Origin of the sequence: Olsenella sp. CU969 (genome assembly GCF_905219715.1) — a bacterium.
GTDB lineage: Bacteria > Actinomycetota > Coriobacteriia > Coriobacteriales > Atopobiaceae > Granulimonas > Granulimonas faecalis.
Window position 1 is genome coordinate 15,232 of record NZ_CAJMXC010000019.1, and the last position, 12,849, is coordinate 28,080.

5 protein-coding genes and 3 rRNA genes are annotated in these 12,849 nt (G+C 68.0%); 6 read left to right on the forward strand and 2 right to left on the reverse strand.

The features are described 5' to 3' along the window. Nucleotides 1–71 precede the first annotated feature (71 nt). Nucleotides 72–2,831 carry a phosphoenolpyruvate carboxylase gene (locus tag JX283_RS03590; protein ID WP_204829381.1) on the reverse strand — a complete coding sequence of 920 codons (2,760 nt, stop codon included), beginning with the start codon at nucleotides 2,829–2,831 and terminating at the stop codon, nucleotides 72–74. 189 nt (nucleotides 2,832–3,020) lie between these two features. On the opposite strand from JX283_RS03590, the gene JX283_RS03595 reads away from it, so the two are divergent. Next, nucleotides 3,021–3,812 (forward strand): HAD family hydrolase, encoded by a 792-nt coding sequence (locus JX283_RS03595; RefSeq protein ID WP_204829382.1) that lies wholly within the window; start codon nucleotides 3,021–3,023, stop codon nucleotides 3,810–3,812. Between the two features lie 859 nt (nucleotides 3,813–4,671). Further along, the gene (locus JX283_RS03600; RefSeq protein WP_204829383.1) at nucleotides 4,672–5,316 is read left to right on the forward strand and encodes a flavin reductase; all 645 of its coding nucleotides are present in this window, start codon (nucleotides 4,672–4,674) and stop codon (nucleotides 5,314–5,316) included. A gap of 75 nt (nucleotides 5,317–5,391) precedes the next feature. Here JX283_RS03600 and JX283_RS03605 read toward each other — a convergent pair whose 3' ends face one another. Then, complete coding sequence (locus JX283_RS03605) at nucleotides 5,392–5,670, reverse strand: helix-turn-helix transcriptional regulator (RefSeq protein ID WP_204406850.1); 279 nt, start codon at nucleotides 5,668–5,670, stop codon at nucleotides 5,392–5,394. Between the two features lie 624 nt (nucleotides 5,671–6,294). On the opposite strand from JX283_RS03605, the gene JX283_RS03610 reads away from it, so the two are divergent. The 4 genes from JX283_RS03610 (at nucleotide 6,295) to rrf (ending at nucleotide 12,795) form a co-directional block, all read left to right on the forward strand. Continuing rightward, on the forward strand, nucleotides 6,295–7,248 hold the full coding sequence (locus tag JX283_RS03610) for a linear amide C-N hydrolase (RefSeq protein ID WP_204406848.1): 954 nt from the start codon (nucleotides 6,295–6,297) through the stop codon (nucleotides 7,246–7,248). Nucleotides 7,249–7,788: 540 nt separating this feature from the next. Beyond that, nucleotides 7,789–9,307: ribosomal RNA gene (locus JX283_RS03615) — 16S ribosomal RNA — on the forward strand. 295 nt (nucleotides 9,308–9,602) lie between these two features. Continuing rightward, nucleotides 9,603–12,585 (forward strand): 23S ribosomal RNA (locus JX283_RS03620). A 94-nt stretch (nucleotides 12,586–12,679) separates the two neighbouring features. Further along, nucleotides 12,680–12,795 (forward strand): 5S ribosomal RNA (gene rrf / locus JX283_RS03625). The 16S, 23S and 5S rRNA genes sit together here, the layout of an rRNA operon. Nucleotides 12,796–12,849 lie beyond the last annotated feature (54 nt).

Here is a 12,849-nt window from a genome sequence, read left to right on the forward strand (position 1 = left end):
CACCCTCAATCGTTTTCAGGCGCGGTGACAAACCAACCCGGTACCTTGTCTGCCCACTCTGAACCCGTCTCTCACCCCGTGTTCTGGAGGCCGGCGGCCACGCCGCTCACGGTGCAGAGGATGAGGTAGGTGAGCTCGGCGCGCTCCTCGTCGCCCNTCTCGTCGCCCTCCTTCGAGCGCAGGCGGTCGAGGGCCCGCACCTGGGCCAGCGAGAGCACGTTCACAAAGGGGCGGCGCATGCGCACGAGCGGGCCGAGGACGCGGCGCTTCTCCAGGGGCCACTCGTTGCCGGTTATAGCCAGGACCCAACGGGTGGTGAGGGCCATCTCGTCGAGCACGGTCTCGGCCAGGTCGTCTCGGTCGCCCAGGGCGAGGTACATGCGGGCCAGGCGCTCGTCGGTCTTTGCGAGCGACATCTCGATGTTGTCGATGAACGTGGTGAAGAGCGGCCAGCGGCGGTAGGCCTCCTGGAGCAGCTCGAGGTCGCTCACGGTCTCGCAGGCCGTGCCGAGGCCGTACCAGGCTGCCAGGTTGAGGCGCGCCTGGGACCACGAGAAGATCCAAGGGATGGCGCGGAGGTCGTCGAGCGACTTGGCGCCCAGGCCGCGCTTGGCCGGACGGCTGCCGATGGGNAGGAGGCCGATCTCGGCCAGCGGCGTCACCTGGGAGAACCANTCCACGAAGCCGTCCGTGCCGAGGAGCTCGGCGTACTTGGCCGTGGAGGCGTCCTCGAGGGTCTGGGCGAGGTCGGCGAACTCGATGCCCGCCTCGCCGTTCACCTGCTGCGTCGAGGTGCTGGCGTGTACGAGGGTGGCGCCGGCCACGCCCTCGATGTGGCGCCGGGCCAGGGTGGGGTTGCCGTAGCGGGCGAAGATGACCTCGCCCTGCTCCGTGAGCTTGAAGCAGCAGTTGACCGACCCCTTGGGCTGGGACAGCACCGCGCGGTTGGCAGGGCCGCCGCCGCGGCCCACGGCGCCGCCGCGGCCGTGCATGAGCACGAGGTCGATGGCGTTGCGCTCGGCCCAGCGGGCGATGGCCTCCTGGGCGGTGTTGAGCACGAAGGTCGCGGCGGTGGGGCCGGCGTCCTTGGAGGAGTCGGAGTAGCCGAGCATGACCNCCATCCGGCGCCCGGTCTGCTCAAGGCGGCGCTGGACATCCGGGAGCTCGACNATCTGATCGAGGGTGTCCACGGCACGCTCGAGGTCCTCCACCTGCNCGAAGANCGGGATGACGTCCAGCTGCGGCACGTCCTTGGAATGGGCGAAGGCCAGCCGCGCCAGCTCGTAGACGTTGGCCACGTCCTCGGCGCTCTGGGTGAACGAGATGATGTAGCGGCGNGCGGCGTCGACGCCGTTCTTGCGCTGGATGGNCCCGATGGCGCGGAACGTGTCGAGCACCTCCTGGGTCATGGGCTCGAGCTCGCCGCGCTCGCCCCAGCGGCCGTGCTCGCGGATGTCCTCGAGGGCGCGGCGGTGCACGAGGGAGTGCTGGCGGAACTCCATCTCCACGAGGGAGAAGCCGAAGGTCTCCGCCTGCCAGACGAGCTTCTGCAGGGGGCCGTAGGCCTCGCGGCGGGCGCCGGCCTCCTCGAGGGAGCGCTGCACCACGCGGAGGTCGTCGAGGAACTCGTCCACGGACCGGTACATGATGTCGGCNGTGCGNGTGGCCGTGGCCAGGAGCCGCTCGCTCATCACGAGCATGACGGCACGGTGCGTCTCGCGGGTGGACATGCCCGCGGCCTTGGANGTGAGCACCTCGCTCATCTCCACATGGTGGTTCCACAGGTTGGCGAGCTCGCGGGAGGGCTTGGTGTAGGTGCTGTCCAGGGTGAGGTTGCGGCCCACCTCGGCGCAGCGCGCGGCCAGCGTCTTGACGGCGTGGAGGCGGTACTTCTCGGCCACGAGGCGGCTCACCTTGGCGGTGACGTTGGGGTTGCCGTCGCGGTCCGAGCCGATCCAGCTGCCCGGGTGGAAGAACGCCGGGCACATCGGGGGCACGGCGCCGGCCTTGGGGCCCAGCTCCCAGTCGTCGAACCGGCGGTAGACCTCGGGGACCGCGTCGAGGAGGGTGCTGTCGAAGATGTCGATGACGGTGTCGGCCTCCTCGACGGGCGTGGGCTTGCGGTGGGAGATGGGGGAGGTGCGCACCATGGCGCTGATCTCCTGCTTCATCTGCCGCTCGTTCTCGAAGAGGTTGATGCCGTGGAGGCGGCCGCGCTCGTCGAGGAGCGCGGAGAGCCTCCGGATCTTGCCCTCGATGGCCTTGCGCCGGGCCTCCGTGGGGTGCGCCGTGAACACGGGGCGGAACTCCAGGCGGTCGAGGATACCCTGCGCCTTCACGCGCCCGCGCTCGTCGATCAGGTGGTGGAAGCCCACCGTGAGCTCGTTCACGGGGTCCTCGGCCTCGGTGGTGGCCACGGCGGCCTCGCGGGCGTCGAGGCTGTGGACGCGGTAGTCCTCCTCGCAGATGTTGGCGAGGTGGAAAAAGACGGTGAAGGCGCGCACGAGCATGGTCGCGCGGTCGACGGGCAGCTCGTCGAGGGTGGCCACAGCGTCCTCGAAGGCGTCGTCGGCGGAGTACCGGCCGAGGAGGGGGGAGATCTCCGTGCGGCTCGCCGTGACGGGAAGGTTCACCACCACGGCGTCCACGAGCAGGCGGTCAAAGAGGTTGAGCAGCCCGCCGTCGTACTCGTCGAGCACCTCGCGCACGAGGTGCAGGAAGAACATCATGTTGTGCTTGAGCTCGTCGGGGATGTCNATGAGGTCGAGCGCCCGCTCCGCGGCCACCTGCCGCTCGGGGGTGTCGATCCCGTCGTCCTTCAGCCGCTCCATAGGGTGAGTNTCGNNCTGGGTNACGNCAAANTCCTCGTCCAAAGGGTTCACCTATGCGCCGAAGACTGTACCCCAAGACCGTGTCGCCTCTGTTTCAGGGGGATGGGCCCGCTGTCAGGCTCCATGCAGCTACGGGGCCGTCCCTATAATCGTGGGGTGACCCCAGGCCCCTTCCTATGGAGGAAAACGTTGATAAGGCTCGTCCTCTCCGACCTTGATGCGACCCTGCTCGACACGCCCCGCTCCGGGCTCACCGGCCGCGCGGCGGCCGCCATCCGCGCCGTCATGGCCCACGGCGCGGTCTTCGGCCCCTGCACCGGGCGCTCCCCGGCGCACCTGCCGGGGCTCTTCGGCCCGGGCACGGGCGACCTGTACCGGTCCGGCGTGTTCGACAACGGCATGGTCGCCTACCTCGACGGAGAGCGCGTCCACGCCCGCTTCTACGACCCGGCGGCCCTCGCCGACCTCGCCCTCAGGGTGCGGCGCGAGGGCATCGGCGAGCTCGGGGTGTGCGGGCTCCCGGGCCTGCCCGGGGAGTTCGTCGTCGTGGACGGCCCCTGGCTCGCGAGCCACGGGGAGGGGGCCCTGGCCGGCCTCACNAAGGCCAACATCCACCTGCCCGAGGGGGCGGACNTCGGGGCGGCCGCGGACCACCTCTCCGCCCTGTACCCGGCCTTCGACCTCGTGAGCCCCACCCGCAGCCGGCCTATCCTCGACGTGCTCGCGGCCGGCTGCTCCAAGGCCACCGGCGCCCGGGCCCTCGCCGAGGCGGTGGGCGCCGCCCCCGACGAGGTGCTCGTCTTCGGCGACTCCGACAACGACCTCGAGGTCCTCGGGGCGTTCCCCAACTCCTGCGCGGTGGCCGACGCCAAGCCCGCCGTCCTCGAACGGGCCCGCTGGGTGGTGGGCCCCTGCGGCGAGGACGGGGTCGCCCGCGCCCTGGAGGGGCTCGTCTCCACATCGGGGGCCGTCCCGCGCTAGGCCGGCGCCGGGGCGGGTAGGGTCCCTAGGACGAGAGCCGGCGGCAGGAGGGCCCATGGACGACAGGCATATCGGGGAAGGCCGGGACGGGGGAGCCCCCGCGGCGCGCTGGCGGCGCTGGCTGCCCGTGGCCGCCGTGGTCGCCGTGGCGGCCGTGCTCGCAGTGGCGTTCGGCCTCGACGTCTTCTCGCCGCTCGGGTCCCCGGGCGGCTCCGCGTCGGTCGACGGCGGGTCTGGGTCGGCGGGGGCCTCCGACGGGGCGTCCGGCGGGTCCGTGCCCGATCCGTCCAGGACGTTCACGTCCCTCTCCGCGGGCGGGGTCACGGTGCGGGTCCCCGACAACTGGGCGGAGGTCGACATCGCGGGCGTCAAGGGGGCCTCCCCCACGTCGGACGGCAGCGTCGCCCGCGTGACCGCCGACACCGCCGAGGCGAGTGCCATGGGCCCCGTGCCGTCCGTCTCCTCGGCCGACGACATGGAGGCACTCGCCCGCACCGTCTCGTCGGCCGAGGGCGGCTCCGCTGACGCCGACGTGGCCGTCGAGCGGGGCGCGGACGGCCTGTGGCGCGCCACGCTCCCTGTGCGGGAGGACGGCATGGAGGGCACGGAGCTCCTGCTGGCCGACGGCGGCAAGGTTCACGTCGTCGAAGGCGCCTGGTCCCCCGACGCCCCCGCCGCCGTCGTCGCCGCCNTCAAGGCCGCCGTGGCGTCCGTCACCGTGGGGCCGTAGCCCGGTTTTGGCTAAGCTGGGACCATGGAGGGTGCCGGCGCCGCGACGGGCGGGCCCGTCGCAGGGGCAAGCACCTGCAGGGCGANNGCCGCACCCGGCCGGGCCGNCNATCGTCTACAAGGAGGGACAATGCCCAGAGAGTTCGTCGAAATCGACCCCAAGGACCTGCAGTTCAACCCGTTCGAGCTGATCGGCGACGACTGGATGCTGGTCACCGCGGGCAACGACTCCGCCTTCAACACCATGACCGCGTCGTGGGGCGGGCTCGGTGTCCTTTNGGACNGCCCCNTCGCCACGTGCTTCATCCGCCCGCAGCGCTACACCAAGGAGTTCGTGGACCGGTCCGACGACTTCACGCTGAGCTTCTTCGGGGAGGAGCGGCGCGACGCCCTCAAGGTCTGCGGCTCCACGAGCGGCCGCGACACCGACAAGGTCCTCGACGCAGGCCTCTCCCCCATGCAGGTGGACGGCTCCATGGCCTTCGAGGAGGCCCAGCTCGTCATCGTCTGCCACAAGCTCTACGCCCAGCAGCTCGACAAGGCCTGCTTCACGGCGCCCGAGGTCTACGGCGAAAACTATCCCGACGACGACCTCCACACCCTGTACGTGGGCTCCATCGAGCACATGTACCTCGCGGCCGACATGTTCGACGACGAGGGCGACGAGGGCGACGAGGGCTGCGGCTGCGGCCACGACCACGGCCACGGTGGCGGCTGCTGCCATGGGCATGGCCACGACCACGGCGAGGGCTGCTGCCACCACGTCCACGAGTAGGGGCGACCCGAAGCGGGAACAAGGGAGGGACCGCGCCCGTCGAGGCGCNGCCCCTCCCTTGTCTTGTACATGGGTTCAGGCCTCGGGCCCGTCGTCGACGAGACGCCCCAGGACCTCGTCCGCGGTCTCCTCGAAGTCGAAGAAGTCGGTGACCCGGACGTCGTAGAGCGTGGCCAAGCGGTAGAGCGTGGCCAGGCGCGGCGAGCGGCGCCCCTGCTCGATGTAGCCGATGGAGACGCGGTCCATGTCCAGCATCTGCGCCACGCGCTCCTGGGAGAGCCCGCGGGAGCGTCGCACGGCGCCGAGCCTGCGGCCGAGCCCTGCGAGAAACGTGGTGTAAGCAGAATCTTTCATGGCTCTGAAGATGGGCGAGGCCGGGTGGGTCATCCACTAACCACCGGTTAGCAATTTGTGTGCTCCTAGCTCAATAGACAACGGGACCCTCTCCATACGTCTCCCCTCAAGGCCCCTTCCAGTTTCCTTGCGAGACGTATCAGGTATGGGGCGAGTCGGGGATGGTCCCCATGGGAGCGCNACGGGTCCCAAAAAAGGGNGGATAGCCCTCCCAGCGCGCGGAGACGTGCGCCCTAAGCCGTCACCCCATAGGGAGGTCCGCAGATGAAGGCCCGGGATTTCTCCGTAGACTCCTCCGACATCGCCTACGAGGCGAGACTCGCCCTCGACCAGATGGACGCCGAGGAGGAGGTGAGCGCCGAGGCGCTCGTCAAGAGCCTCTTTGCCGCCCTCAAGTGCGCCCGCACCAACCAGCGGTGCCTCGACTCCCTGCTCCTCGCCTCGGAAGGCGAGCTCCCCGAGCGCATCCGCGGTCTGGGCATCGACNGCTCCGACGACGAGGTGCGCGAGCTTGTGGACCAGTTCGGCAGAAGCTACTGCNGGTAGTCTGCGCCGCTGCCATACGGGTACGAGCCGCCAAGCATCGGGANGAGTCCGGGCCGGGCCCGGGAAAGGCGGCTTGCGATGTGCACAGCGGTCCGGTCCTGCGACCCCGAGGGTCATCTGTACTGCGGTCGTAACTACGACTGGGGCGTCAGCTACGGCGAGGGCCCTGTGGCCGTCCCCGCCGGCTGGGAGTGGCGGTCGCGCCACGAGGGCACGTTCAAGACGCGCACCGGCCTGATCGGCATGTCCATCGTCGAGGAGGGCATGCCCCTGTTCTTCGACTGCGCCAACGAGGACGGCCTCTATTGTGCCGGGCTCTCGTTCGCGGGTGGCTTCGGCGTCTACCGCGACCCCGAGGAGGGCAAGACCAACATCGCCAGCTTCGAGATGCCGCTCTGGGTGTGCGGGACGTTCTCCTCGGTCGACGAGGTCGAGGAGGCCCTCGCCGATGCCGTGATCACCAACGACAGCTTCTCCTCGGCCCTCGAGCCCTCTTCCCTCCACTGGTTCGTCGCCGACGCCGAGCGCTCCATCGTCGTCGAGCAGGACGCCGACGGCCTCAAGGTGAGCCACGACGGCTTCGACGTCCTCACCAACCAGCCCGAGTTCAGGTTCCACTGCGAGAACATGCGCAACTACGTGCACCTCGACAACGCCTGGACCCCCGAGGTCACCCTGCGCGAGGAGCACCTCACCGCCATGGGCGTCGGTCCCTCGATGATGGGCCTGCCTGGCGACCCCTCCGCCATCTCGCGCTTCGTCTGCGTCGCCATCCTCAACGTCCTCTATCCCGACGAGGAGGGGGAGAAGGCCAACGTCGCGCGCCTCTTCAGGACCCTCGGGGCCGTCTCGATGGTCAAGGGCCACTGTCGCCAGGAGTCTGGCGACTTCGAGTACACCTTCTACACGGGGGGCTACTCCTCCGCCAGCAAGACGTATTACTACAGCACCTACGAGGACCCGGCTCTGCGCACCGTCACCTTCGACGACTGCAGGGGGGTCGACGGCCCCGCCAAGGTGGCGGCCGTCTAGGGGTGCCCTGCGGCGCGTATCGAACGGCGCGCCCCATACGGCACGTCCCTCGGGGGCGGGGCACCCTCCCGGTGCGCCGCCCCTTCGCATCCATGGGGCTCGCTTGCCGACAGAACGGTGCCGTTTGCCGGCATCAGCACGGTAAATCACAGGGGGCAAGGCATAGTGGTAGTGCGCTGTCGCCGTTGTACGCCGGCACGAGCACGAATGATGCCCCCTCGTCTTTGTGAAGGAAAAATGAGGGGAAAGCCTATTCCGAGATTCTCGAAGGCATGGGGCCCCAAGCCCTGTATTGTTCTTTCTCGCGCCGCGGCACCCACCGCCTGGTGGTCCCGGCGCGACGGACCTTGAGAACCGGATACCGCGGCCTTTGGGGGCCGCGGGGAGACAGACCATTAAGGATGGTTCCTCGCGGCGGGGGAGACCCCGCCGGGAAACGAGCGAACCTGTCATTTCCTTGTGGATCCGACGATCGGCGGATCATCGGCCGGGTCGGGCTCCATCTGACACGCACCGCGGCGCCAGCGGGCGCCGCGTGTCCGAACGGAGAGTTCGATCCTGGCTCAGGATGAACGCTGGCGGCGCGCCTAACACATGCAAGTCGAACGGGAAGCGGGGCCTCCGGGCCCCGCCGAGAGTGGCGAACGGCTGAGTAACACGTGGGCAACCTGCCCCCTCCACCGGGACAGCCTCGGGAAACCGTGGGTAATACCGGATACTCCGGGACGGCCGCATGGCCGGCCCGGGAAAGCCCAGACGGGAGGGGATGGGCCCGCGGCCTGTTAGCTAGTCGGCGGGGTAACGGCCCACCGAGGCGATTATGGGTAGCCGGGTTGAGAGACCGACCGGCCAGATTGGGACTGAGACACGGCCCAGACTCCTACGGGAGGCAGCAGTGGGGAATCTTGCGCAATGGGCGGAAGCCTGACGCAGCGACGCCGCGTGCGGGACGAAGGCCTTCGGGTCGTAAACCGCTTTCAGCAGGGACGAGGCCCTCACGGTGACGGTACCTGCAGAAGAAGCCCCGGCTAACTACGTGCCAGCAGCCGCGGTAATACGTAGGGGGCGAGCGTTATCCGGATTCATTGGGCGTAAAGCGCGCGTAGGCGGCCTGTTAGGTCGGGGGTCAAATACCGGGGCTCAACCCCGGTCCGCCCCCGATACCGGCAGGCTTGAGTCTGGTAGGGGAAGGCGGAATTCCCAGTGTAGCGGTGGAATGCGCAGATATTGGGAAGAACACCGGCGGCGAAGGCGGCCTTCTGGGCCACGACTGACGCTGAGGCGCGAAAGCTAGGGGAGCGAACAGGATTAGATACCCTGGTAGTCCTAGCCGTAAACGATGGACGCTAGGTGTGGGGGGACCTGCCCTCCGTGCCGCAGCCAACGCATTAAGCGTCCCGCCTGGGGAGTACGGCCGCAAGGCTAAAACTCAAAGGAATTGACGGGGGCCCGCACAAGCAGCGGAGCATGTGGCTTAATTCGAAGCAACGCGAAGAACCTTACCAGGGCTTGACATCACCGTGAAGCGGCGGAGACGCCGTGGCCGAGAGGAGCGGTGACAGGTGGTGCATGGCTGTCGTCAGCTCGTGTCGTGAGATGTTGGGTTAAGTCCCGCAACGAGCGCAACCCCTGCCGCGTGTTGCCAGCATTCAGTTGGGCACCCGCGCGGGACCGCCGGCGTCAAGCCGGAGGAGGGTGGGGACGACGTCAAGTCATCATGCCCCTTATGTCCTGGGCTGCACACGTGCTACAATGGCCGGCACAACGGGCTGCGACCGCGCGAGCGGAAGCGAATCCCTCAAAGCCGGCCCCAGTTCGGATCGGAGGCTGCAACCCGCCTCCGTGAAGTCGGAGTTGCTAGTAATCGCGGATCAGCACGCCGCGGTGAATGCGTTCCCGGGCCTTGTACACACCGCCCGTCACACCACCCGAGTCGTCTGCACCCGAAGTCGCCGGCCCAACCGCTCCGCGGGGGGAGGCGCCTAAGGTGTGGAGGGTAAGGGGGGTGAAGTCGTAACAAGGTAGCCGTACCGGAAGGTGCGGCTGGATCACCTCCTTTCTAGGGAGAGCAAGCTTTCTAGAATCACTTTTCATCGAAGCTCACGCAGCCGGGCCCGCCCGGCCGGTGGGCCGCCGTCTCCCCGCGCACCCGAGGCGCCGCGGCACCCGGTCCCGAGGGCCCGTCCCTCCGCACCTTGAGAGCCGCATAGCACGCGAAGCAATCCCCTCCCCCCAAGGGGGAGGGGTCGCATCTGATCGCCTGGGCCCCTCCCTGGGGCCCGGGTATGTGCAACTGCACAAGAAAGCACACCAGCGTTAAGAAAGCGAGCCCCCCGCGCACCCGCGCGGGGGGCGGGCAAGATGGAAAAGGCGCACGGTGGATGCCTTGGCACAGGAAGCCGACGAAGGACGTGACAAGCTGCGATAAGCCGCGGTGAGGCGCACATGGCCTGCGACCCGCGGATCTCCGAATGGGCGAACCCGGCAGGAAGAGACGCCTGCCGCCCGCCGGCCGAACCCATAGGCCGGCGGGGGACAACCCGCCGAACTGAAACATCTAAGTAGGCGGAGGAAGAGAAATCAACAGAGATTCCCCCAGTAGCGGCGAGCGAACGGGGAAGAGGCCAAACCGGCGAGCGCGCGCACCCGGCAGGGTTTGCGCCGCCGGGGTTGCAGGGGCGCGCATCGGGGGCCTGCCGGCCCCCGGCGCAGTGACAAACCGGGACGGGAGCCGAACGGCATGGGAAGGCCGGCGGCACAGGGTTAGAGCCCCGTAGGCGAACCCGCCCCGGCTGCGCGTCGCGCACCCTGAGTACCGCCGGACACGTGAAACCCGGTGGGAAGCAGGGGGGACCACCCTCCAAGCCTAAACACTCTCCTGTGACCGATAGCGGACCAGTACCGTGAGGGAAAGGTGAAAAGCACCCCGGGAGGGGAGTGAAACAGCACCTGAAACCGTGCGCCCACAAGCAGTCGGAGCACCCCTTCGGGGTGTGACGGCGTGCCTTTTGTAGAATGAGCCAGCGAGTTGCGCCGCGCGGCGAGGTTTAGCTTGGAAGCGAGCCGCAGCGAAAGCGAGTCCGAAACGGGCGTTCCAGTCGCGCGACGCAGACGCGAAGCCGGGTGAGCTACCCATGGGCAGGCTGAAGCGGGGGTAAGACCCCGTGGAGGGCCGAACCCACCTAGGTTGAAAACTGGGGGGATGACCTGTGGGTAGGGGTGAAAGGCCAATCAAACCCGGAGATATCTCGTTCTCCCCGAAATAGCTTTAGGGCTAGCCTCGGCCGTTTACCGTCGCAGGTAGAGCACCGGATGGGCGCGGGGGCCTCACCGCCTACCAACCCCAACCGAACTCCGAATGGCGACGGTCGAGAGGCCGGGAGTCAGAACGCGTGGGCTAAGCCGCGCGTTCGAGAGGGAAACAGCCCAGACCGCCCGCCAAGGCCCCCAAGTCCGTGCCGAGTGGCAAAGGATGTGCGTCTGCCCAGACAACCAGGATGTTGGCTTAGAAGCAGCCATCCATTCAAAGAGTGCGTAACAGCTCACTGGTCGAGTGGACATGCGCCGACAATACACGGGGCTAAGCACGGCGCCGAAGCGGCGGACCGGACCCAGCGTCCGGTGGTAGGGGAGCTTTCCGCGCAGCGGCGAAGCCGGCGGGCGACCGACCGGTGGAGCGCGCGGAAGTGAGAATGCTGGCATGAGTAACGAGAGCGGCGTGGGAAACGCCGCCGCCGTGAACCCAAGGTTTCCTGGGCGAGGCTAATCCTCCCAGGGTCAGTCGGGGGCTAAGGCGAGGCCGGAAGGCGTAGCCGATGCACAGCAGGCAGACATTCCTGCACCCCCCGAGGGGCGCTATCAGCGACGGGGTGACGGAGAGGGGTGGCTCGACGGGGTTCTGGACGTCCCCGCGAAGCCGCGTAGCCCGGGGCGCTGTGAAACGCGCGCCCCGCCAAGGGGTGAGGCGGCCGACGAAGCGATTGAGCGAAGCGAGTGAGCCCGTGCTTCCTAGAAAAACCTCTAGCGAGCCCCTGGGGGCCCGTACCGCAAACCGACACAGGTGGGTGGGTAGAACATACCAAGGCGATCGGGAGAACCATGGTCAAGGAACTCGGCAAAATGGCCCCGTAACTTCGGGAGAAGGGGCGCTCCCCCAGGTGATGGACCTCGCGTCCGGAGCCCGGGGGAGCCGCAGTGGAGAGGCCCAAACGACTGTTTACCAAAAACACAGGACTCTGCTGAAGTCGTAAGACGACGTATAGGGTCTGACGCCTGCCCGGTGCCGGAAGGTCACGGGGAGCCGTCAGCGCCTCCGGGCGCGNAGCGGCGAACCCAAGCCCCGGTAAACGGCGGCCGTAACTATAACGGTCCTAAGGTAGCGAAATTCCTTGTCGGGTAAGTTCCGACCTGCACGAAAGGCGCAACGATTTGGGCGCTGTCTCGACCATGGACCCGGTGAAATTGCACTAGTCGTGAAGATGCGACTTACCCGCGGAAGGACGGAAAGACCCCGTGAACCTTTACTGCAGCTAGGCATTGGCTGCCGGTCCGACGTGTAGAGGATAGGTGGGAGACCGTGAACCGCAGGCGCCAGCCTGCGGGGAGTCGCCCTTGGAATACCACCCTCGTCGCTCTGGCATCCTAACCCGGGACCGTGAACCGGCCCGGGGACCGTGCCTGGTGGGTAGTTTGACTGGGGCGGTCGCCTCCTAAAGAGTAACGGAGGCGCGCAAAGGTCTGCTCGGGACGGTCGGCAACCGTCCTCTTGAGTGCAAGAGCATAAGCAGGCTCGACTGCGAGGCCCACAGGCCGAGCAGGTGGGAAACCAGGCTCTAGTGATCCGGCGGCCCGGCGTGGAACGGCCGTCGCTCAACGGATAAAAGGTACTCCGGGGATAACAGGCTGATCTTCCCCAAGAGTCCACATCGACGGGAAGGTTTGGCACCTCGATGTCGGCTCATCGCATCCTGGGGCTGGAGCAGGTCCCAAGGGTATGGCTGTTCGCCATTCAAAGCGGTACGCGAGCTGGGTTCAGAACGTCGTGAGACAGTTCGGTCCCTATCCTCCGTGGGCGTAGGAGAATTGAAGGAGGCTGCCCCCAGTACGAGAGGACCGGGGTGGACGGACCTCCGGTGAACGGGTTGTCGACCAACGGCACGGCCCGGTAGCTGAGTCCGGTTCGGATAACCGCTGAAAGCATCTAAGCGGGAAGCCGGTCCTGAGATGAGTTCTCCCTTCCGGTAAGGCCCCTCGAAGACCACGAGGTCGATAGGCCGCAGGTGCAAGGCGCGCGAGCGCCTCAGCCGAGCGGTACTAATAGGNCGAGCTCTTGCCCCCCATTCTTACCCGGGACGGTGCGAGACGAGCGCTTCGCGTCGCTGTGCGGCCCTGAGGGGGCGGAGGCGACCCGCCCTCCCCGCGNCCGTCGCCGGTCGGCGGCCATGGCAGGGGGGGAACACCCGGTCCCATGCCGAACCCGGAAGTTAAGCCCCCGAGCGCCGATGGTACTGCCGGTCCAGCCGGTGGGAGAGCAGGACGCCGCCGACCAGCGACGGGCGCGGGACAGCGCGAACCCTCGAGGGGCCCTCCGGGGCCCCTCTT